Origin of the sequence: Oharaeibacter diazotrophicus (genome assembly GCF_004362745.1) — a bacterium.
In the GTDB taxonomy this organism is placed as follows: domain Bacteria; phylum Pseudomonadota; class Alphaproteobacteria; order Rhizobiales; family Pleomorphomonadaceae; genus Oharaeibacter; species Oharaeibacter diazotrophicus.
The window spans coordinates 1,110,169-1,131,581 of sequence record NZ_SNXY01000006.1; the positions used below are offsets into that span (position 1 = coordinate 1,110,169).

Annotated in this window: 21 protein-coding genes; 5 read left to right on the forward strand and 16 right to left on the reverse strand. The window is 72.5% G+C overall.

What is annotated here, in order from left to right:
* Positions 1 to 226 precede the first annotated feature (226 nt).
* Together EDD54_RS05235 and EDD54_RS05240 are read left to right on the forward strand one after the other, a co-directional pair.
* Positions 227 to 1,564 (forward strand): protease, encoded by a 1,338-nt coding sequence (locus tag EDD54_RS05235; RefSeq protein WP_126535926.1) that lies wholly within the window; start codon positions 227 to 229, stop codon positions 1,562 to 1,564.
* Positions 1,561 to 2,715, forward strand: coding sequence for an MFS transporter (locus EDD54_RS05240; RefSeq protein ID WP_126535924.1), 1,155 nt, complete (start codon positions 1,561 to 1,563; stop codon positions 2,713 to 2,715). Before EDD54_RS05235 ends, EDD54_RS05240 begins: the two co-directional genes overlap by 4 nt.
* Positions 2,716 to 2,745: 30 nt before the next feature.
* Here the strand turns inward: EDD54_RS05240 and EDD54_RS05245 are convergent, their stop codons facing one another.
* Positions 2,746 to 3,528: a class I SAM-dependent methyltransferase gene (locus tag EDD54_RS05245; protein ID WP_166653431.1), complete on the reverse strand. Its 783-nt coding sequence runs from the start codon at positions 3,526 to 3,528 to the stop codon at positions 2,746 to 2,748.
* Between the two features lie 258 nt (positions 3,529 to 3,786).
* Between EDD54_RS05245 and EDD54_RS05250 the strand changes: the two genes are divergently transcribed.
* The gene (locus EDD54_RS05250) at positions 3,787 to 4,113 is read left to right on the forward strand and encodes an STAS domain-containing protein (RefSeq protein ID WP_126535920.1); all 327 of its coding nucleotides are present in this window, start codon (positions 3,787 to 3,789) and stop codon (positions 4,111 to 4,113) included.
* Positions 4,114 to 4,116: 3 nt separating this feature from the next.
* Here EDD54_RS05250 and EDD54_RS05255 read toward each other — a convergent pair whose 3' ends face one another.
* The 4 genes from EDD54_RS05255 to EDD54_RS05270 are packed head-to-tail and all read right to left on the reverse strand — an operon-like array spanning position 4,117 to position 8,774.
* Positions 4,117 to 6,066, reverse strand: a complete 1,950-nt coding sequence (locus tag EDD54_RS05255) for a PP2C family protein-serine/threonine phosphatase (protein ID WP_126535918.1) — start codon at positions 6,064 to 6,066, stop codon at positions 4,117 to 4,119.
* Positions 6,063 to 6,503 carry an ATP-binding protein gene (locus tag EDD54_RS05260; protein ID WP_126535916.1) on the reverse strand — a complete coding sequence of 147 codons (441 nt, stop codon included), beginning with the start codon at positions 6,501 to 6,503 and terminating at the stop codon, positions 6,063 to 6,065. The genes EDD54_RS05255 and EDD54_RS05260 overlap by 4 nt, the downstream gene beginning before the upstream one ends.
* Positions 6,504 to 6,510: 7 nt before the next feature.
* A complete protein-coding gene (locus tag EDD54_RS05265; RefSeq protein ID WP_126535914.1) occupies positions 6,511 to 7,203 on the reverse strand; it encodes a polar amino acid ABC transporter permease in 693 nt (230 codons plus the stop codon).
* A complete protein-coding gene (locus tag EDD54_RS05270) occupies positions 7,200 to 8,774 on the reverse strand; it encodes a transporter substrate-binding domain-containing protein (RefSeq protein WP_166653432.1) in 1,575 nt (524 codons plus the stop codon). The genes EDD54_RS05265 and EDD54_RS05270 overlap by 4 nt, the downstream gene beginning before the upstream one ends.
* 105 nt (positions 8,775 to 8,879) lie before the next feature.
* Here EDD54_RS05270 and EDD54_RS22855 point away from each other — a divergent pair, with 105 nt between their 5' ends.
* The gene (locus EDD54_RS22855; RefSeq protein WP_165644382.1) at positions 8,880 to 9,752 is read left to right on the forward strand and encodes an amino acid ABC transporter substrate-binding protein; all 873 of its coding nucleotides are present in this window, start codon (positions 8,880 to 8,882) and stop codon (positions 9,750 to 9,752) included.
* 7 nt (positions 9,753 to 9,759) lie between these two features.
* On the opposite strand, the gene EDD54_RS05280 is transcribed toward EDD54_RS22855, so the two are convergent.
* From EDD54_RS05280 to EDD54_RS05330, 11 genes are all read right to left on the reverse strand, one after another.
* Complete coding sequence (locus tag EDD54_RS05280) at positions 9,760 to 10,665, reverse strand: WcbI family polysaccharide biosynthesis putative acetyltransferase (RefSeq protein ID WP_126535908.1); 906 nt, start codon at positions 10,663 to 10,665, stop codon at positions 9,760 to 9,762.
* A 9-nt stretch (positions 10,666 to 10,674) separates the two neighbouring features.
* The gene (locus EDD54_RS05285) at positions 10,675 to 11,751 is read right to left on the reverse strand and encodes a GSCFA domain-containing protein (protein WP_165644381.1); all 1,077 of its coding nucleotides are present in this window, start codon (positions 11,749 to 11,751) and stop codon (positions 10,675 to 10,677) included.
* Between the two features lie 256 nt (positions 11,752 to 12,007).
* Complete coding sequence (locus EDD54_RS05290) at positions 12,008 to 12,841, reverse strand: Pnap_2097 family protein (RefSeq protein ID WP_126535904.1); 834 nt, start codon at positions 12,839 to 12,841, stop codon at positions 12,008 to 12,010.
* 9 nt (positions 12,842 to 12,850) lie between these two features.
* The gene (locus EDD54_RS05295; RefSeq protein WP_126535902.1) at positions 12,851 to 14,113 is read right to left on the reverse strand and encodes an MSMEG_0569 family flavin-dependent oxidoreductase; all 1,263 of its coding nucleotides are present in this window, start codon (positions 14,111 to 14,113) and stop codon (positions 12,851 to 12,853) included.
* A gap of 3 nt (positions 14,114 to 14,116) precedes the next feature.
* Complete coding sequence (locus EDD54_RS05300) at positions 14,117 to 14,404, reverse strand: MSMEG_0570 family nitrogen starvation response protein (protein ID WP_126535900.1); 288 nt, start codon at positions 14,402 to 14,404, stop codon at positions 14,117 to 14,119.
* On the reverse strand, positions 14,397 to 15,551 hold the full coding sequence (locus tag EDD54_RS05305) for an MSMEG_0565 family glycosyltransferase (RefSeq protein WP_126535898.1): 1,155 nt from the start codon (positions 15,549 to 15,551) through the stop codon (positions 14,397 to 14,399). The genes EDD54_RS05300 and EDD54_RS05305 overlap by 8 nt, the downstream gene beginning before the upstream one ends.
* On the reverse strand, positions 15,548 to 16,528 hold the full coding sequence (locus tag EDD54_RS05310) for a sll0787 family AIR synthase-like protein (RefSeq protein WP_208112165.1): 981 nt from the start codon (positions 16,526 to 16,528) through the stop codon (positions 15,548 to 15,550). The genes EDD54_RS05305 and EDD54_RS05310 overlap by 4 nt, the downstream gene beginning before the upstream one ends.
* Entirely contained in the window at positions 16,528 to 17,073 is a 546-nt protein-coding gene (locus tag EDD54_RS05315; RefSeq protein ID WP_126535896.1) for an MSMEG_0567/Sll0786 family nitrogen starvation N-acetyltransferase, read from the reverse strand. The genes EDD54_RS05310 and EDD54_RS05315 overlap by 1 nt, the downstream gene beginning before the upstream one ends.
* A complete protein-coding gene (locus EDD54_RS05320; RefSeq protein WP_126541685.1) occupies positions 17,070 to 18,173 on the reverse strand; it encodes an MSMEG_0568 family radical SAM protein in 1,104 nt (367 codons plus the stop codon). The genes EDD54_RS05315 and EDD54_RS05320 overlap by 4 nt, the downstream gene beginning before the upstream one ends.
* Positions 18,118 to 19,173 carry a Nit6803 family nitrilase gene (locus tag EDD54_RS05325; RefSeq protein WP_126535894.1) on the reverse strand — a complete coding sequence of 352 codons (1,056 nt, stop codon included), beginning with the start codon at positions 19,171 to 19,173 and terminating at the stop codon, positions 18,118 to 18,120. The genes EDD54_RS05320 and EDD54_RS05325 overlap by 56 nt, the downstream gene beginning before the upstream one ends.
* An 81-nt stretch (positions 19,174 to 19,254) precedes the next feature.
* Complete coding sequence (locus EDD54_RS05330; protein WP_126535892.1) at positions 19,255 to 19,737, reverse strand: MSMEG_0572/Sll0783 family nitrogen starvation response protein; 483 nt, start codon at positions 19,735 to 19,737, stop codon at positions 19,255 to 19,257.
* Positions 19,738 to 20,030: 293 nt separating this feature from the next.
* Here EDD54_RS05330 and EDD54_RS05335 point away from each other — a divergent pair, with 293 nt between their 5' ends.
* Entirely contained in the window at positions 20,031 to 21,413 is a 1,383-nt protein-coding gene (locus tag EDD54_RS05335) for an aminotransferase-like domain-containing protein (protein WP_126535890.1), read from the forward strand.

A 21,413-nucleotide genomic window follows, 5' to 3' on the forward strand; every position in this document is an offset into this window, starting at 1 on the left:
GGCGGCGATCCTATTCCCGGACAATCGCGCCGGCGCGCGAATTTGTCGTGACCATGGTCGGCGCGCAGCCGGCGGCGGCGATGCAATTTCTTGCTAACCGCCTTGTGAAATCATAAGAAACGACCCTCTGCCCATCCCGTCGGAAAGAGCGGCCCCTCCACCGTCGCCGCGGCTCCGCCGAACGGTATCCGGCGACGTCGGGAGGCGAGGAGATGCGGACGTCCAGATGCTGAAACTCGCGTTCCTCCTGATCGGTCCGGCCTCGTTCCGGTCGAAGTGGTACGTCCTCGCCGTGCTCGGCGGCCTCCTGGTGGCGCTGGCGCTGGTGATCGCCGCCGACGCCTCGGACCGCGTGACCTTGCTGGCGCAGACCGCGATCGGCCTCGTCTTCGTCGCCAACGGCGTGGTGTCGGCCATGTCGGCGGCGCTCGGGCGGGTCGAGGGATCGGCCCGCTTCGTCACCGCCGCCAAGGCGCTCGGCCTCGTGCTGATCGGCGCGCTGGTGATGGGGGTGCCGGTGCGCACCGACGTCGGCCTCGCCGTCTTCGTCGGCCTCGCCCTGGTGCTCGACGGCATCTGGCGGATCGGCTTCGCCTTCCTGGTCCGCTACGGCAACTGGCGGGCGATGGCGACCTTCGGCGCGGTCGAACTGCTGCTCGCGCTGCTGCTCTACGCCGACTGGCCGCTGCCGCCGGGCCGCAACGTCGCGGTCTGCATCGGGCTCCTGATCGCGCTCTGGGGCGTCCTGCTGATCCGCATGGGGCTGATGCTGCGCACCCTCGACGACGAGGTCGCCATCCTGAACCTGCCGGTGTTCGGCGGCCGCGGCTGGTACGACCACGCCCCCGTCCTGATCGACACCGGCGAGACGGTGGCGGTCGAGCATCCGCTGACGGTCCGGATCTGGACCCCCGTCGGCTCCGCCTACGAGCCCGAGCGTCGCCTGCTGATCGACCGCTACATCGCCGCCGTCGACGGCAACGGCGTGATGTCGACCGGCCATTCGGCGCTCGAGATGAAGCCGGACCTCTACATCAGCCACTATCCGGCCGTGGAGCTCGACCGCTCGCGCGCCGATTTCATGGCCTCCTTCCGCGGCACCGCCGAGAACGACTTCAAGGGCCGCTTCCAGCCGAGCTACGAGCACGAGTGCGCCGAATGGTGCCCGGCCGACGGCAACGTCGAGTTCCGCAACTACGACCCGCGGCGGCTGCGCGCATTCTGGGTCGGCTACCGGCAGGACGACACCTACAACCTCACCAACCGCAACTGCTCCGTGGCGGTGGCGGCGGCGCTCGACGCCGCCCTCGAGGGCTCGCTCGCGACCCGCTTCGCGTGGGCGCGGCTCGTCGGCCTGCTCCTGAACCCCGACCTCTGGGTCGCCGCCATGATCTGCAATCGCGCGGCCTCGATGACCTGGACGCCCGGCCTCGTGCTCGACTACGCCCGCACGCTCGCCCGCATCGTCGAGCGCGGCGAGGTCGGCTGGACCGCCCGCCTCTTCGCCTTCTTCGCCCGCCTGCGCCGCGGCGGCGCCCCCGACAACGAGCCGAGGACCGCATGACCGACGCCTCCACGACGCCGACCTCGACCGTCCTGTCCCGGGCCGCGGTGATCGCCACCGCCACCATGTTCGGGCTCACCTACAGCCTCGCGGCCGCGCTGATCGCGCTCGACCTCGTCGCCCGCGGGGCGAGCGAGATCGTGATCGGCGCCAACGCCGCCATGCACGCCGTCGGCGTGCTGGTGACCGCGACGATCCTGCCGCGCATCGTCGCCGCCTTCGGCATCCGCAAGCTGGTGATCCTGGCGCTCGCGACCGCCGCCGCGGTGCTGATCGCCTTCCCGGCGGCGCCGTGGATATGGCTGTGGTTCCCGCTGCGCTTCCTGCTCGGCATGTCCTCCGAGATCCTGTTCGTGCTGTCTGAGACCTGGACCAACAGCCTCTCCACCGAGGAGACCCGCGCCCGCTCGATGGCCGCCTACACGGCCGCGCTGTCGATCGGCTTCGCCAGCGGCCCGGCGATCCTGTCCGTGGTCGGCTCGGACGGCGTGACGCCCTTCGCGATCGGCGCGGTGATCTCGCTCGCCGCCGCCGTCTTCGTCGCCTCCCCGAAGGTGTCGGCGCCGGCCTTCGACGAGCCCGCCACCGGCAATCCGCTGCGCTACATGGCGCTCGCCCCGGTCGCGATCTCCTCGACGGTGCTCAACGCCGCGATCGAGACGGCGGGCCTGTCCTTCCTCGCCATCTACGCCGTCCAGCTCGGCTGGGCCGAGAGCGGGGCGACGCGGCTGATGTCGGTGATGATGATCGGCGCGATCCTGCTGCAGCTGCCGATCGGCTGGCTCGGCGACAAGATGGACCGCATCCGCCTGCTCGCGATCCTCGCGGTGACGGCGACGGTCGGCGCGCTGGTCTGGCCGCTGGCGCTCCAGGACGAGACCGCGACCTACGCCCTGCTGTTCGTCTGGGGCGGCGCCTTCGTCGGGCTCTACACCATCATGCTGACCGTGGTCGGCAGCCGCTTCCAGGGCTCCGACCTCGTCGGCATCTACGCGGCGATGGGCCTGATGTGGGGCGTCGGCGCGCTCGTCGGGCCCCTCGCCGCCGGTGCGGCGATGCAGGCGACCCAGCACGGCCTCGCCTTCTTCGCCGCCGCCGCCTGCGGCGCCTTCGCGCTGTTCGCGATCGCCCGGGGCCGCGGGTCGAGCTGACGTTCGGGCCGCGAGACGGATCCCCGCGGATCAGGCCGCGGGGGCCGCGGTGACCAGGAAGCCGTAGCCGAATGCCGGCGGCAGCAGCGCCGACGCGGCGCCGTCGAGGACGCCGATCAGCGCCGAACGCGTCACCGCCTTCTCCGGCAGCACGCTCTCGATCGTCAGCGCCTCGACGGCGAAGCCGGCCTCGGCGAGGTCGGCACGGATCTCGTCCGCCGAGAACAGGTGGTAGAACAAGGGGATCACGGTGCCGTCGACACTGCGCTCATAGCGGATGTCGCCCGGCTCCAGCACGCCCGACGCGACCAGCGCGCGGCAGTCGCGCTGCTCGCGGGCGAAGCGCCGGGCGGCGTTGGGCAGGCCGAGCACCAGCCGGCCGCCCGGTGCGAGCATGCCGCGCATCTCGGCGAGCAGGGCGATCCGCCGCGCGCGGCCGGCGACGTGGCCGAGCACGCCGAAGCCGAGCAGCGCGACGTCGAACCGTCCGGCCCCGACCTCGGCGGCATAGACCGCGTCGGCGGGATCGCAGACGCGGATCCGCCCGGCGAGCCCGACCGCGGCCGCCGTCGCCTCGAGATGGCGGCGCGCGACCGCGCTAATGTCGGCGGCGAGCACCTCCGCGCCGCGCCCGGCGGCGAGCGGAAGGCAGTAGCGTCCCTCGCCGGCGCCGTAGTCGAGCAGCCTGCCTCCGACGGGCAGCAACCGGGTGAGCAGCGCCAATGTCCGTCGGTTGGGGCGCAGGTAGCGCGAGCGGTAGAGGCCCGACGAGAAATAGACGTCGTAGCTCCGGCCCATCTCGTCGGTCCGCATCGCCGTGTCCACTCGCCCAGCCCCCCCGCCGTCCGTCCCCAGTCGCCCGCGGCCCCGTGCCGACGCTCCCGCGAAACGGGTCGGCGCCACGGAAGCAAGGGTGGAACGCCGATAGCATAGCCCACCATCCCTCTCTATTGTCTTGATGTTTCCGGGTGTCGCAACGGCGGCGGGAGCGCGGCCCGCCCTTCCCATCGGCTCCGTTTTGCGGCATGAACGCTGGCCGACAGGCGCGGCGAGGGAACGGGGCCGGACGACATGAGCGTGAGATTCGAAACCGAGGGCACGACGCTGGTCGCCACCCTCGAAGGCCGGCTCGACACCACCAATGCGCCGGCCACCGAGGCCGAACTCCTGAAGCGGCTCGGCACCGGCGCCGTCGTGCTCGACCTCGCCGGCCTGAGCTACATCTCGAGCGCGGGCCTGCGCGTCGTCCTGGTCGTCGCCAAGCGCCTGAAGCCGACCGGCCGCCGCTTCGTGCTGGCCGGCCTGCAGCCGCACATCCGCGAGGTCTTCGAGGTCTCCGGCTTCCTCTCCATCCTCGACGTCGCCGCCGACCGCGCCGAGGCGCTGGCGCGCGTCTGATCCTCAGGCCGCGTCGCGATCCGGCGCGAACGTGCCCGCCGGTCCGTTGTAGCGGACCACGAGGCAGGTGATGTCGTCGGACTGTTCGGCGCCGGCGACGAAATCGGTCACGGCGTCGGTGACGCCGGCGAGCACGAGGTCGACCGCCCGGGCGTGGGCGTCGCCGAGCGCCACCTTGAGCCGTTCTTCGCTGAACTCGCGGCCGTCCCGGTCCATCGCCTCCGAAATGCCGTCGGTGTAGAGCACCAGCGTGTCGCCCGCCGAGAGGGCGACGCTGCGCTCGGCATAGGGCAGGTCCGGCATCACGCCGAGGGCCATGCCGCCGGTGCGCGGCAGATCGACGATGGTGCCGTCGGCGCGGCGGATCATCAGCGGCGGATTATGGCCACCGTTGGCGTAGGTGAGCGTGCCGGTCTCGGTGTCGAGGATGCCGTAGAAGGTGGTGACGAACAGGTCCATGGGGTTCTGGGCGCAGAGCGCGGTGTTGGCCGCCGCGAGGCACGCCCCGGCCGACCGGCTCTCGCGCGCGCTCGCCTGCAGCACCGTCCGCGAGATCGCCATGAAGAAGGCCGCCGGCACGCCCTTGCCCGAGACGTCGGCGATGACGATGCCGAGGTGGCGCTCGTCGACCGCGAAGAAGTCGTAGAAGTCGCCGCCGAGCTCGCGGGCCGGCACCATCGTCGCCTTGCCGGCGTAGGAGGGGTGCGCCGGCAGAGCCTGCGGCAGGATCGCCGCCTGGAGCGAGCGGGCGGCGTCGAGTTCGGCCTCGACCCGGCGCTTCGATTCCTCGAGCAGCGCGTTCTTCTGCTCGAGTTCGGCGGTGCGGGCGCGCACCAGCGCCTCGAGATGCTCCTCGCGCGCCTGGACTTCGATCGCCATGTGGCGGAATACCCGGGCGAGCCTTCCGAGTTCGTCGGCGCGGCCCGAGAGGCCGTCGAGGCTCTCGGGTCGGAACGTGCGGCCGTCGACCTCCTCGGCCGCCCGCGTCATCGCCGCCACAGGACGGGCGATCCGGCGGGCGAACAGCGCGGCGGCCGTCACGCCGACCGCGAACACCGCCGCCGCGGCGAGCGCGCCGTAGACGAGATAGTCGACCAGCATCCGCTCGAGCCGCGCCGTCGCCATCGACAGCACCGCGGCGCCGATGGTGATGCCGGCCGTATCGTGGATCGGCGCGGCGACCAGGAGCCCGCCCGGGCCGAAGCGCGACGCCGCCGCGGTGCCGGCGACCGTGGACGCCGCGAGTTCGGCTGCGTCGGCCGCCGGAACGCCCTCGCCGCCCGCCTCGTCGCCGATCGCCGCGAGGGTGGCGCCGGCGTCGTCGAACACGCGGATCGCACGGATGTCGTCGCGGTCGATCAGGGCGGCGAGCAGCACCGGCAGGCTGTTGGCGGCGCGCACCGGATCGAGCACGGTCACGCGCTGGCCGGCGATCAGCGCCCTGCCCCCCTCGACGCGGACGCCGACGTAGCGCACGCCGTCGATCGGCCCGCCGAGCGCGGCGGCGAAGCGGGTGCCGTCGACGAGATCGGCGAGCGCGCGCGCCGGCAGGCCCGGCGGCAGTTTCTCGCCCTCGACGAGCGCGCCGTAGTCGCCGACCGAGGAGACCAGGATCCGGCGGTCGCGGTCGACCAGCCACAGTGAGGCGAGGTTGCCGCGGGCGACGATCTCGGCGAAGCGGCCGCCGAGGCCGGGCGCGCCGGCGTCGCCGAGGCTGCCGACCGCGAAGGCGAGGGTCTGCAGGTCGTCGACGAGGACCGCGTCCATCTCTTCGAGCGAGATCTCCGTGAGGCGCGCGCTCTCGGCGACGATGCGCGCCACCGACTGCGCCTGCACCTCCGCCTGCGCGACGAGTGCGGTGCGGCCGAGCCAGGCCGAGACGAGGCTGATCGCCAGCACCGCCAACGCGATGCAGGCCGCGACCATCAGGACGAGACGACGGGTCAGGGTCACGCCGCATCTCCCTCGGCGTCGCCGCGGCGCATCGCCAGCCGCACGACGTTGCGCTCGCCGACACGGGCGTAACCGACCTCGTCGACCAGCGTCCTGACCAGGTGCACACCGAGACCGCCGATCGCACGATCGTCGAGATCGGCGTCGAGCGAGGGCGCAGGGGCGTCGGCAAAGGGGTCGAAGGCCGGCCCGGCGTCGGAGATCTCGAGCGCGACGAGCTCGGCCGAGACGCACGCCGCCACCCGGACGAGGCCGTCCGCGGGCGCCGCGTGGTCGACCACGTTGGCGACGATCTCCTCGACCGCCATCGCGAGGCGGAACGCCACGGCGGGCGCGAGGGCGTCGGCGAGGAAGTCCTCGAGCTCGCCCTGGAGACCCGGGATCGCGTCGAGCGTGGCGGGGACCTCGAAGTCCCGGGTGCGGGGCGTCTCGGCCATCGCGGGGCTACTCCTCGCCGGTCGCCGGCGCGTCGGGCGTCATCGCCAGCACCGCCGCCGGCTCGACCGCCGCCGCCACGGCGCCCGCGCGCCGTTCCATCCGGCGGCGCAGCAGGGCGAGCAATCGCGACAGCGGCCAGCAGAACGCCAGGAACCAGAGCATCGTGTAGGCGTAGACCCACAGCGTCGCGCCGGGGTCGCCGATCGCCGCGATCACCGTGTTGGCGCGCTGGACGATCTCGGGCACGCCGATCACCGAGGCGGTCGACGACGCCATCACGATGATGAGGAAGTAGGTCGTCCAGGCCGGGATGAAGTAGAGCGCCTGGAGGTGTTCGCCGCGGCGGCGGTGGCGCAGCGCCGACAGCGCGTTGTCGGACACGAAGCCCGAGACCGCGACCGCCAGCGCCAACGACGCCTTCAGCCAGCCCGGCAGGCCGATCGAGACGCCGCCGATCGTCGCCTCGGTCGGCAGCACGTAGGCGAAGTAGTAGATCAGCACGAAGGTCGGCGGCAGCCGCGCCGCCGCGGTGAGGAACGCGCCGGTTCGCGAGCCGGCGAGCCGCATCCGCGCCAGCAGGAAGCCGACGGGCGTGCCGATCGCCATGGTCACCGCGGAGATCGCGACGTTCCACAGGAAGCCGACGGCGAGGAAGGGGGTCCAGGCCCACAGGGCCGAGAGGGTCTCGAAGGCGGTCACCGGTGGGCCATCCCGCGTTCCAACAGGGAGAATCCGTAGACGACCGCGAGCACGATCGCGACGTAGCAGGCGAGCAGCACGTTCATCATGACGCCGCCGTTGCCGTAGTCGGCGATGATGGCGGTGGAGGCGTGGACGAGTTCGGGCACGGCCACCGCGCTCACCATCGCCGTCGCCTTGACGATGTTGACGCAGCTGCCCATCACCGTCGGGAACGCCAGCGCCGCGACCTGCCGGAGGCGTCCGGTGCCGCCGAGGGTGGCCGCGGCCTCCGCGAGCGCCACCGCGTTGGCCGCGCCGGCGTAGAGCGACAGCACCACCACCGAGACCAGCCAGGCCGGCAGCGGCAGGCCGCGCGCGGCGAGCAGTCCGCCGATGCCGAAGAACACGAGGTAGAGCTGCAACAAAGGCGGCGTCATCCGCGGCAGCGTCAGGAGCACCGACGACACCGCGGCGACGGCGCGGATCCGCGAGCGCAGCAGCGCGGCGCCGGCGACGCCCGCGACGAGGCTGCCGGCGACCACCGCGGCGGCCAGCGCCAGCGTCGTCGCCAGCGCGCGCAGGAACATCTCGCGGCTGAACGGATCGTAGAACGGCGTGAAGTCGACTCCGACGCTGTCGCGCAGCGTCAGGATCAGGCCGCCGAGACCGCGGAGGTCCTGCGCCTCGATCAGGTCGAGCTTGCGGCAGGTCGCGGGCCAGAGCCCGTCCGGCTGACGTCGGCAGTGCCATTCGCCGTCGGCGTCGCGGCGCGTCCAGAGCGCGCCGGCCTCGCGCAGATAGTCCGACGGCGGCAGCTTCCAGCGCGCCTCGAGTTCGGCGAGCCGGCCGTCGCGCAGCCAGCCCGCGACGGTGTCGTCGAACAGCCGCGCCAGCGTGCCCTCGCCCGCCACCGCCACCGCCCAGGGCGAGACGAACTCGGCCGGCAGCAGCCGGTAGCCCGGCCATTCTCCGCTGGCGAGCTGGTGCTTCAGCGCCGCCTCGTCGTAGAGCCAGCCCGCGCAGCCGCCCTCGCGCAGCGCCAGTTCGGCGTCGCGCACGGTGCCGAAGGCGCGGATGTCGGCGAGCAGGCGGGCGGCGGCGAGGCGGTTCCACAGCGCGCCCTGCACCGCGCAGAGCGACCGGCCGCGCACGTCGGTCCAGCTGCGGATCGCACTGTCGCCGGGGACGAGCACGCTGGCCCCGCCGCCGTAGTAGCCGGGCTCGATCATCCGGACCAGCCGGCGGCGGTCGACGGTGTCGCCGAGGGTGGCGACGAGGACGTCGACCTCGCCGGCCGCGAGCTTCTGCATCCGGTTGGCGCTGGTGACCGGGACGAGCCGCACCGGCACCCCGGCCGCGGCGGCGAGGCCGGTGGCGACGTCGACGTCGAAGCCGACGATCGCGCCCGCGGCGTCGCGATAGCCGAAGGGCTCGTAGTCGGCCTTTACGCCGGCGACCAGTTCGCCCTTCGCCCGGACGGCGGCGAGGGTGTCGGCCCCGTCCTCGGCGCGCGCCGACGAGGCGGCCACCGCGAGCACGGCGAGGAGGAGCGCCAGGAGCGACCAGGGCGCGGTCGGACGTCGGTTCACGCGATATCCCGTCGTGTCGGGGTGGAGGAGACTTGCACTCTCGACGCAAATCGTGAACGAAATCGTCGCATTCTGAAAGGTGTGGCGCTTGTTCGGAGGTGCGGCGTGACGACGGCGGGCTCGTGGATCCTCGGTGCGCTGCTCGCGGCGGTGACGGGCGGTGCGGCGGCGGCCGGAACGCTGGAGCGCGTCGCCGAGACCGGCGTGATCCGGGCCGGCACCCGGGCCGACGCGGTGCCCTTCGCCTTCCGCCGCGACGACGGCGGCTTCCAGGGCTTCTCGGTCGACCTGATCGAAGAGATCCGCAAGGCCGTCGAGGCCAAGCTCGGCCGGCCCGTCCGCACCGAGATCGCGGCGGTGACGCCGGCCGACCGCATCCAGCGCGTCGCCGGCGGCGAGCTCGACGTCGTCTGCGAGATCACCACCCCGACCTGGGACCGCGAGGCCAAGGTCGACTTCTCGATCCCGTTCTTCCGCGACGGCACCCGCGTGCTCGCCTTCCGCGACACGCTGAAGACCACGCCCGACGTCAAGGACATGACCGTCGCCGTCGCCGAGGGCACCACCACCGCGGCGATCCTGGAGCGCGCCCTGCCCGGCGTCGCCACCCGCGCCTACCCGTCGATGGACGCGGCCTTCGCGGCGCTGCGCGCCGGCGAGGTCCAGGGCGTCGCCAACATCGGCATCATCCTGCTCGGCCTCGCCCGCAAGCTCGAGCCCGACCGCAGCGTCGTGCTGCTGCCGCGCACCGAGCCGCTCGGCAACGAGGCGATGGCCTGCGTGCTGCCGCAGGACGACAGCGCCTGGCGCGACTTCGTCGACGCCACCATCGTCGGCCTGACCCGCGGCCTCGGCGACTACCGCGGCCGCTACGTCGAGATCTACGACCGCTGGTTCGGCCGCGACGGCGTGCTGGTCTACCCGCTCGACCGCTCCACCCGCGACTACCTGCTCCAGGCCGACATCTGGGCGCGCTGAGCGGCGGTCACGCCGCCGCCGGGCGGCGCACCAGCAGACCGTCGAGCACCGCCATCGTCTCGGCGACGCGCGGGATCGTCCGCAACTTCTCGGCGCCGAAGGCCGCGAACAGCGCGTAGGAGCGCTCGGCGAAGGTCGCGAGGTCGAGATGGCGTTCGGCCTCGGTGAGGTCGCGGCGGTAGCGGCGGAACGTCATGCCGCCGGCGCAGCCGATCCGAGCGGCGATTTCGGGATAGACCGGCCAGCCGTTCTGGTCGTCGAGCACGTCCGGAACGTCCGCCGGCGGCGTCGTTCCCGCCGGGACCAGCCCCGCGCGGATCGCGATGTCGGTCGCGATCGACGCCAGCACCCGGATCTTCGGGTGGTTCGGCGTGTGCATGAAGCTGCCCTCGCGCGTCCAGTCGTCGAAGGCGGACGCGATGCCGAGGAAGCCGGCGGCCTCGAACTCGTCGATCAGGAAACGCCGTCCCTCCGCGAAGGCGCGGTCGTAGCCGAGCTTGCGGTAGACGAAGTAGTTGAACAGGCCCGTCGCCCGCCCGACCGGCAGGCCGAGGCAGAAGGCGGCCGCGAGGATCTGCGAGTTGAAGGCGGTGACGGGCGAATCGACCATGGCCGCCGCCGTCGCCAGCACGGCGGCATCGGGCTGGTAGCCCTCGAACACGAAGGGCGGCACGAAGAAGAGCCGGCGCGCACCCGCCTCGCGCAGGCGCTCCGGCTCGAGCGCGGCGACGCCGTGCGAGGGCACCGCTTGGGTGATGGTCAGGTCCGCCGCGGCGGCCGCCGCCGCGATGCCCGCCAGCCCGTCGGTGGCGTTGCGGACGTGGAGCGCGGTCACCTCCGCGCCGGGCAGCAGGCGACGCAGCGTCTCGCCCATGCCGACGACGTGGCAGAGCCCGACGATCATGATCTTCATCTTGGAAACTCAGCCCCGATCGAGTGCTTCTTCGTCGCAGACGACGGCCTGGACGGACCGCAGCCGCTCCGCTACCGCCGCGCGCGTGCCCTCCGACATCACGTCCTCGGTTCGGACCGGACGGGGGGCGGCCGCCGTGTCGTCGGACAGGTAGTGGCGGCGGAACAGGGCCATGACGTGCTGCACACCCTCGTCGGTCACCTCGCGCAGGTCCTCGGCGAAGAAGCGCGACCGGGTGTGCGGACCCGTGATGATCTCGAAAGAGGGGAAGTAGGCGACGCCCTGGTGCGAGCGCACGATCTCCTCGGCGACGACCCGCAGCGCCGACTTGCTGTAGACGGTCGACTGCAGGACGTGGCGCGTCTCGTAGGTGGCGATCAGCGGCACCGGCGAGACCGTCAGGATCACCCGCACGCCGGGGTTGACCGTGCGCAGGTCGGCCAGGAAGGCCGTGAGGTCCGCGACCATCTCGAGAACGGAGAAGTTGTGGAAGGCGTAGTCGCCGTCCGGGCGGCCGGGCGCCTCGACGCCGGGGGAGAGCGGGAACACCGCATCGTCCTCCCGCGCGATCCAGGTCTCCGTCAGCCCGAGCGTGAACACGAAGACGTCGCAGGTCTCGAACATCGCGCGGACCGCGGCGAGATGGACGACCCGGTCCTCGGCGACCGCCTCGGGGCTCGGGAAGCCGGCGTCCTGGATCCGCGGGCGGAACGGGTCGATCCAGCGGCCGTCGGCGCGCTGCCAGGCGTCGTCGACCGGCTCGAACAGGCCGTAGGCGCGCTGGAAGAGCTGGCGCAGCTGGCGAACCGAGTAGACGTTGCCGAAACGCGCAGGGAAGACGCCGATGTTCTCGTCGGTGGCATGGGCCGTCGCCGGCGTCCGCTCGGTGACCAGATAGTGGAATCCGGCCTTCACCAGCGTCTTGGCGATGTGCTGGGCGAAGCAGCTGCCCGCCGTCGCGATCGTGTCGGTGCGGCCGATGGTGAACGGGACGTCGGAGACCGGATCGACCTCTTCCGCCGGCAGGCCCGCCACGGAGCGCCGCCAGAACGCGCGCTTCGGCAAGCCGAGATAGGGGTTACGCACGTTGCTCTCCCATGGCGGCGGTCGGCTCCGGAGCCGAGACTCGAACTCCGGAATCCGGCGACCGGCACGGCGACGATGCAATCGTCGTGACGACGCCGAGCGACGCGACCACCCGACCTGACACACTCGTCCGCCGCCCCCGGCTCTCGGGCCGGGAACGACGGTCCGTCGTTTCGTCTCGGACATTATACGAGGGGTGCCGCTCGTGGAAGCCGCATCGCTCCCCGCCCTACGATGGTCTGTGTCGGCGGCGCGCTCACGAGGCGGCCGACGCGCCGCGCAGGACGTGCAGCATCGCGAGCGGCCGGCCGTCGGAGGCCGCGGAGAGATCGAGCCGGGCCGCTCCGCCGTTGCCAGCGCGGTGCCGGACGACCACATGTTCGCCGACGTCGACATTGCCGAGGAAGCGGACGGTGCGGTGGAGCAGCGGACGGCGTGCCGCGGCGGCGGCGAGCGCCCATTCGGCGCGGTCGGCGAAGGCGACGTAGGAGACGAAGTAGAGGAATCCGGCGCCGTTGAAGTCGAGCGACGGGCACGGCGCGAGTTCGACGACCGGGCCGCCCTCCCCGTCCGCGGTCGGCGGCGCCAGGGCGGCGATCGCGGCGGCATGAGCTTCCGCCGCCGCGTCTGGACCGGGCGGCGGCAGGCCGGGCACCTCGGCGCGCACCACCGAGGCGTTGACGCCCGGCCGGGTGCGGCGGACGAAGGCCGAGGTCATCCCGACCCGCCCGACGGCGCGGCCGTCCACCGTCAGCACGTGCTCGCCGAAGACGCGTCCGCGCGAGATCCGGGAAAGGCGCGAGCGCACCGTCAGCACTTCGTGCTCGCCACAGGCGGCGAACCCGTCCGCCGCCACCGTGATCCCGGTGAAGGCGGCGTAGATCGGCGTGCCGTCCGGCGCGCGGAAATCCGGCACCGCACGGCCGGCGGCGGCGGCGAGCATCTGCCAGTGCCGGTGGCCGCATTCCTTGAGCAGCCACGGCTCGGAAAGGCCCGTGCCGGAGAGATGCGGCATGCCGAGGACGATCCGGGCGTCCGGGATCGCCGATCGCCACGCCGGCGCGAGCGAGGGAGCGGACAGGGAATCCATCGTCGCTGGTCAGCCCGTGGCGCGGAGTTCGGCGGCCGAGAGGTGCTCGGCGATGCGCGCGCGCAGATATTCGGCGTCGCGGCCGACGCCGACGAAGCGCCCGGACCCCCAGGTCCACAGCCACGGCAGGCCGAGGGTGAAGACGCCGGGCATGGCGGTGACGCCGCGCTCGTGGGTCGGATAGCCGTTGCCGTCGAAGATCGGCAGGTCGACCCACGACCAGTTCGGCCGGAAACCGGTGCACCAGACGATCGCCGCGATGCCCTCCGCCACCGGGTCGAGGCTCTCCTGGAAGCCGTCCGGCCGCCAAACGGGCTCGTAGCGGCTCGGCGGCGGCGCGGCGATGGCGTTGTCCTCGACGTGGCGGTCGATCAGCGCGCAGATGCCGTTGTAGACCGCGTCGGCGGCGTCGAGATTCTGCGCGAGGTCGTCGCGGAAGCGTATCCGCCCGCCCGCGACGTCGTCGAGACGGCCGTGGAGACGCATGCCCTCGGCGGCGAAGCGGCGGAGGTCGATGTCGCGGCCGCCGTCGCGGCCGGTGAGATAGTGGTTGGCCTTGCGGCGCACCTTCTCCTTCAGCGGATGCTCGCTCACCGGCAGGTCGTACTGGCCGAGGTCGGCGAGCCAGTCGACCGCGTCGCGGCCGCGGTAGACGCGCGGGCAGCGCGGCGCGCTGCCGACCACGAGATGGACCTTGCGGCCGGCGAGGTGCAGGTCCTCGGCGATCTGGCAGCCCGACTGGCCGGAGCCGACCACCATCACCGCGCCTTCGGGCAGCTGGTCCGGGTTGCGGTAGGCGGCCGAGTGGATCTGGACGACGCCCTCGGGCAGGCGCTCGGCGATCCTGGGCACGAAGGGCGTGTGGTAGCCGCCGACCGCCAGCACCACCGCATCCGCCGTGATGGCGCCCTCCGCCGTCTCCAAGAGGAAGCGGCCACCGAGTCTCGAGAGCCGGTCGACGCCGAGACCCTCGCGCAGCGGCGGGGAGAATGAGCGAACGTAATCCTCGACATAGGCGACGATCTCGTCCTTGAGCATGAAGCCGTGGGGGTCGTCGCCGGCATAAGGATGGCCGGGCAGCAGGCACTGCCAATTCGGCGTCACCAGACAGAAGCTGTCCCAGCGCTGGTCGCGCCAGGCGTGGCCGGCGCGGTGCTTCTCGAACACGACATGGTCGATGCCGGCCTGCTTCAGGTGCCAGCTCATCGACAGGCCGGCCTGACCGCCGCCGATCACGGCGACGGGGACGTGGCGGGGCACGGTGCGGGTCATGGCTCAGTCCTCGAAGGCGACGATGGAGACGGTGGCGGCGGGATCGCCGGCATAGGCGGCGGCGGCGCTCTCGATGCGGGCGAGCTGTCCGAGCGCGCGCGAGCACGGGAAGCCGTATTTCGCCCGCACCCGCTCGCTGGCGATGCCAAGCGCGGTGCGGCTGCGGTCGAGGAAGTCGGCGAGCGGATAGGCCGCGCCGACCTCCATGTGTTCGCGGATCACCAGCGAGGGCGAATAGCAGCTCTCGTCCTGGCCGTCGGGCCACCGGACGGTGAAGCGCATCTCAGGCATGACAGGGCTCCCGGACGGCGGCGTAGGCCGGCAGATGGGCGCTCGCGACGCGGGCCCAGTCGTGGACCTCGGCGACACGGTGGCCGCGGGCGGAAAGGCCCGGGCCGCGGAACGGATCGAGCGCGAGGCGCACCGCCGCTGCGATCGAGGCGGGATCGAGCGGGTCGCACCATGCCGCGTCCTGCCCGCCGAGATACTCGGTGAAGGGCTCGATCGCGGGCGCCACCACCGGCAAGCCGGTCGCCATCGCCTCGAGCACCACGAGGCCGAAGCCCTCCTCGACGCTCGGGAACACCAGTGCGTCGGCGACGCGGTAGAGCGAGGGCATCAGCTCGTCGGGCACCGGACCGAGCCGGACGACGGCGCCCTCCGGCAAGCCCGAGCCGGCGAGGACGTCGTCGAAGACGCGGCGATAGGCGTCGTGGTCGAGCAGCGAGGCGCCGCCGGCGATCACCAGCCGAGCCGTCGGCATGCCGGCGCGGACGAGGCGGAATGCCTCGAGGATCCGGACGGTGTTCTTGCGTGCCTCGACGCCGCCGACCGCGAGCAGCAGCGGCCCGGGACCGGAGAGGCCGTAGCGCTCGCGCGCGACCCGGTCGAGCGGATCGGGCGAGACGCGGTAGCGCCCGCGGTCGACGCCGTTGCCGACCACGTCGGCGGAGACGCCGAAGTCCTCGGCGAGCCGCGTCCGCCAGCGGCGGCTGACGACGAGGTGGCGGTCGGCGGCGCGGATGGCGCGGGCCTGGAGCGCGAGGAGGCGGGGATCGCGGAAGGCGTCGACGTGGTGGACGGTACGGACGAAACCGGGGATCAGACCGCGTTCCTTCAGCGTCGCGAGCGCGTTGCCCGAGATGCCGTCGCCGGCGTGGAAGACGTCGAAGCGGCGGTTCTCCGGCCGCTCGAACCAGCGGACGTAGTCGGCGACGCGGGTCTCGACCATGGCCGTGACGTCGTGCCCGACCGGCCCGGCCGGCACCGACCGGGTGGCGCAGCGGGTCGGCCGGAAGAAGCCGCGACCGGAGGCATCGGGGGCGTGCACCACCGCCTCGTGGCCGAGGGCGGTCAGCGCCTCGGCGACGGCGAGCGCGTGGACCACCCCGCCGCGCGGGTTGGTCGAGTGGGCGAGGATCGCGACGCGTAGACTCATGCGGCGGCTCCCGGGCGGGGCGAGCAGCCGATCAGCGGCTCGCGGGCGAAGTCCCAGATCGTCTCGCGCCGGCCGCCGGCGCGGACGTCGACGCGGCCGCCGGGCTCGAAGGCCCCGACGTCGGCGGCGACGATGCCGCGGGCGGAAAAGCGGGCGACGACGGTGTCGACGTCGCCGGGCTTCACGGCGAGGAGATGGCCGTAGCTCGGGAAGGTCGCGAGCCAGCGCTCGGGCGCGACGCCGTCGGGAACCGGGACACGGTCGACGTCGAGCACGGCGCCGACGGCGGAGGCCTCGGCGAACATCGCCAGCGTGCCCGGGATGCCGCCCTGGCTGACGTCCTTGGCGGCGCTGGAGAGACCCGCCTCGGCGATCTCGGGCAACAGCGCGAGGTCGCCGCGCAGCCGCTCGGCCGGGGCGTCGGTGGCCGCCTCGAAGTTGGAGAAGGGTTCGCGGTAGCGGCCGCGGTGGTCGATCGCGGCGACGATGCGGTCGCCCGGCTCGGCGGCGAAGGAGGTCAAGAGCCGCTTCGCCCGCCCGAGCACGGCGACCGAGAGCTGGCCGCGGTCGGTGGAAAGGTTGGAATGGCCGCCGACCACCGGCACGCCGTAGCGCTCCGCGGCGGCGGCGAGACCGGCGAGCACCGGCTCGGCCCCGGCCTCGCCGTCGGCCCAGACGGCGTCGACCACCGCGATAGGCCGGCCGCCCATGGCCGCGACGTCGGAGAGGTTGACCATCACGCCGCACCAGCCGGCGAACCAGGGGTCGCCGGCGACGAACTCGTTCATGAAGCCCTCGATGGCGAGCAGCAGGAAGCCGTCGCCGTCGGGGATGGCGGCGCAGTCGTCGCCGACCGGAATCGCCCCAGTGCCGGAGAGGCCGAGCCGGGCGGCGACGCGGGCGATGTCGCGCTTGGCGGCGAGCCCGCGGCCGGCGCGAAGGCGCGCGGCGAGCGCCGGGAGCATGGCGGCGTCGATCAAGGCCCGCCCCTTCGGAGCAGCGACAGGAAGCCGGTCTCGGGATCGGCGATCGGCGGGTAGTAGGAAAGATCGGCCTCCATGAAGTGGTGGGGGCGGCCGTGGATCGCGGTCTCCTCGATCGTGGTCCAGCGCAGCCGGCGGAACAGCGGCGCGTTCTGGCTCTGCACGTGGGCGAAGAAGCACCGCGCACCGCGCCCGTGGGCCGAGGACACCGCGAGGCGGATCAGCGACGAGCCGAGCACGCCGACCTTGCGGTAGGGCGCGGCGACGGCGAGCCGCGAGCCCCACCAGACGCCGGGCTCGGGCTCGTGGATGCGCACGGTGCCGACCACCTCGTGGGGCGTCACCGCCAGCGTCGACACCGCGACGATCGGCGTCGCGACGTCGTCGACGCCGTCGCGGTCGTCACCGACGAACAGACCCTGCTCGTCGCAGAACACCGCCCGGCGCAGCGCCGCCGCGGCGGCGAATTCCCAGGGACGGGTGGCGTATTTGATGCGGTATTCCGCCGGCACGAAGGCCGCGATCGGCTCGAAGATCACGATGCCGCCTCCGCGCGCTCGTAGGTGGACAAGGCCGAGCAGGCGCCGCACTTGCCGCAGCCGGCCTTGATGTCGGTCGACTTCAGGCCGCCGGCGCGCAGCATCGCCGCGAGCGGCTTCAGGATCTCGTTCATGAAGCCCGGCGCCGGCGTCGGGTGGCTCTCGAGCGGTGTGCCCGAGATCGGCACGAAGGGCACCACGAAGGGATAGACGCCGAGGGCGATCAGCCGCTCGGCCATCGCGAGGATCGCCTCGCGTGTGTCGCCGAGGCCGGCGAGAATGTAGGTAGAGACTTGGCCGCGGCCGAACACCGGCACCGCGGCGGCGAACGCTTCCATGTAGCGCTCGACCGAGACTTCCGCCTTGCCCGGCATGATGTCCGCGCGCACCGCCGGCGTCACCGCCTCGAGGTGCATGCCGAGGGCGTCGACGCCGGCCGCCTTCAGGCGGGAGAACCACGCGTCGTCGTCGGGCGGCTCGCACTGTGCCTGGATCGGCAGGTCGACCGCCGCCTTCACCGCCGCGGCGCTCTCGGCGAGGATGGCGGCGCCGCGGTCGCGCGTCGGCGGCGTGCCGGTGGTCATCACCATGTGGCGGACGCCGTCGAGTTCGACCGCCGCCTTGGCGACCTCGGCGAGCTGGGCCGGCGTCTTGCGCTCGATCGTCCGCCCCGCCGCGAGAGACTGGCCGATCGCGCAGAACCGGCAGGTCTTGGTGCGGCTCTGGTAGCGAATGCAGCTCTGCAGCACCGTGGTCGCCAGCACGTCGGCACCGTGCAGAACCGCGATCTTCGAGTAGGGCACCCCGTCGGCCGTGGTCAGGCCATAGAAGCGCGGCTGCAGCGGGAAGGTCACTTCGCCGATGACGACGTCGTCGCGCCGGACGCGGCTGCGCCCGAAGGCGTCGGGCCGGTCGACGAGATAGGGACTCTCGAAGGCCGGCGCGGTGTGGACCGGCACCATCACCGTGGTGCCGTCGATGGTCATCGCCTTGTGGTCGGACGGCCCGGCGCCGCCGCGCCGGCTCTCCGCCCCGGCCTTCGGATCAACGAGCCGGACCCCGTAGGACTGCAACTCGTTGACGAGCCGTTCCGTCGGCATCGCTTGCGGCAGCATCGGCTTCATCGGTGCGGGCTCCGGCGAGGGGGATGGGCGTGAAGGCGGGTGCGGCGGCGGCGTGCATCGGTGCCGCCGGCCGGCCGTCGAGGGTGAGCGAGAGGAGTTCCGGCCGGGCGTAGTGGCCGACCGAGTCCATCATCCGCTTGCGCTTCAGGATCAGCGCCATGTCGAGGTCGGCAACGAGGATGCCCTCGCCCTGCGTCAGCGGCGGCACCACGTGCGCGCCCTCAGGCGAGACGATCGCCGTCATGCAGCCGCCGGTCAGTGCGCGCTGCAGCTTCGGTTCGGGCGTCACCGAGGCGATCTGCTCGGGCGTCAGCCAGCCGGTGGCGTTGACGACGAAACAGCCGGATTCCAGCGCGTGGTGGCGGATCGTCACCTCGATCTGGTCGGCGAAGATCGGCCCGACCAGCGAGCCCGGGAACTGGGCGACGTGGATCTCCTCGTGGTCGGCCATCAGGGCGTAGCGGGCGAGCGGGTTGTAGTGCTCCCAGCAGGCCAGCGCGCCGATCCGGCCGACGGCGGTGTCGACGGCGTGGAGCCCGGCGCCGTCGCCCTGCCCCCAGATCATGCGCTCGTGGAAGGTCGGCGTGATCTTGCGCCGCTTCAGCACGATCGAACCGTCGGCGTCGAACACCAGCTGGGTGTTGTAGAGCGAGCCGTGGTCGCGCTCGTTGATCCCGAGCACGACGACGACGCCGTGCCGCCGCGCCGCGGCGCCGACCGCCTCCGTCACCGGCCCGGGCACGACGACGGCGTGCTCGTAGAGCCGGAGGTGTTCCCCGCCGGTGAGCACCGGCGGGAGCACGAAGGAAAAATAGGGGTACCAGGGCACGAAGGTCTCCGGGAAGACCACGAGCCCGGCCCCCTTGCCGGCGGCCTCGGCGATCGCGTTCAGCACCCGCTCGACCGTGCCGGCCCCGCTCGCGAGGTCTGGCGCGATCTGGACGGCCGCGACGCGGACGACACGCTTCTCGGACATCGGAACCTCCCTCGGGGATCCTCCGCGCTCCGCCCTCTGGCACCGTCCTTGCGAGGTCCGTGCCGGAGGGCGGACGGCGGATCAGACCGTCCAGGTGTGCAGCTGGAAGGCGTTGTCGCGGCGATGCAGCAGCACGAGATCCAGCACGTCGAGCGGATTGATCGGGCGGATGCCCTCGATCAGCGACGGCTCGCCGTGGCCGTAGAGCGCCTGGAGCGCGAAGCGGCAGGCGTAGACCTTGCCGCCCTCGGCCATGAACTTCATGAGCTGGTTGTTGAAGTTCTGGTGCCCCGGGAAGGCCTCGTCGCCGAGGGTCGGGAAGCCGCGCTGGACGCCGAGGGTGACGCCGGGGCCGTAGAGCAGGATCGAGGTCTCGAAGCCCTTCCGGAGAAGTCTGAGCGCCTGCAGGATGTTGACGAGGCCGATCGAGCCCTCGAAGGCCACGGTGTGGAAGGTGACCAGCGCCTTCTCGCCGGGCGCCGCCTTCACGTCCTCGAACACCTTCTCCTCGTAGTCGACGAAGAAGTCGCCCTTCTTGTGGGCCGGGGTCGTCACGGCAGGCATGGTGCTCTCCTCGCTCTGGGACCGGCCGCCACGGCGGTCCCGACACGAAGGACGTCGCAAGCTACGTGCCAACGCGTATGCACGAACAATCCAATCAATACACTTCAATGATCCATACAAATATGCATTCAATATCCCGCCCCGAAGCATGACGCCACGGAGCGCCGGCCCGCGGAACTGGCGCGAAAGCGGGCGCGGTGGCGCCCTTTTCTTCGGCACTCCGGTCTGGACGGCGAACGCCGACCTGATACAGTCAATTTGACCTCAGACCACGCTCTTGACCGGACGAACCCTTGCGCGACTGGCTTCCCGACCTCGGCGGCGGCGACCGCCCGCGCTATCTCGCGATCGCCGACGGCATCGACGCCGACATCCGCCGCGGCCGCCTCGCCCCCGGCGACCGGCTGCCGCCGCAGAGGAAGCTCGCGGCTCGGCTCGGCATCGACTTCACTACGGTGGCGCGCGGCTACGTCGAGGCGCAGAAGCGCGGCCTGATCGAGTCGCGGGTCGGCCAGGGCAGCTTCGTGCGCTCGGCCCCGCCGCGGGCGGTGGCGGCGCTGTCGCGCCGCGGCAATCCCGTCGACTTCGCCATGAACCTGCCGCCGGAGCCGCACGATCCGGCACTCGTCGAGCGGATGCGCACCGGCCTCGAGGAGATCGGCCGCGACCTGCCGGCCTTGCTGCGCTACCAGGGATTCGGCGGCAATCCCGCCGACAAGGACGCCGCCTCCAACTGGCTCGGCCGCCGCGCACTGGTGCCCTCGCAGGACCGGCTGTTCGTCGTGCCCGGCGCCCACGCGGCGCTGACCGCGATCCTCTGCACCCTCTGCGAAGGCGGCGACGCCATCCTCTGCGAGGACCTGACCTATCCCGGCATCAAGGCGATCGCGGCCCAGGTCGGCGTCGGCGTCATCGGCCTGCCGATGGACGACTACGGCATCGACCCGGACGCCCTCCGCGAGGCCTGCGAGCGGCACCGGCCGAAGGCGCTCTACCTCAACCCGACGCTGCTCAACCCGACCACCGTCACCATCCCGGAGAAGCGCCGGGAGGCGATCGCCCGGATCGCCCGGCGCCACGGCCTGCCGATCGTCGAGGACGACGCCTACGGCTTCATCCCGCAGCACGGGCCCCCGCCCTTCGCCGCGATCGCGCCGGACCTGACCTGGCACGTCGCCGGCCTCGCCAAGTGCATCGGCGCCGGCCTTCGGATCGCCTACGTGGTGACGCCGGACGTCAAGTCGAGCTGGCCCTTCGCGGCGGCGGTGCGCGCCGCGGCGGTGATGGCCTCGCCGCTGACCGCGGCGCTGGCGACGCGCTGGATCGAGGACGGCACCGCCGACCAGATCCTGCGCTTCGTGCGCGAGGAGACCCACGCCCGGCAGGCGATGGCGACGCAGCTCCTGCCCGCCAACGCCTACCTGACCGACCCGCTCGCCTTCCACGTCTGGCTGAAGCTGCCGAAGCCGTGGACGCGGGCCGGCTTCGTCGCCCGCATGCGCCGCACCGGCATCGGCGTCGTCGCCGCCGACGCCTTCGCGGCGGGACGGACGCCACCGGAGGCGGTGCGGGTCTGCCTCGGTGGCGCAATCGACCGCGGCGGCTGCCGGCGCGCCCTGGAATACGCCGCCCACATCCTGGAGCAGACGCCGGATTCCGCCGGGGACGAGTTCTGA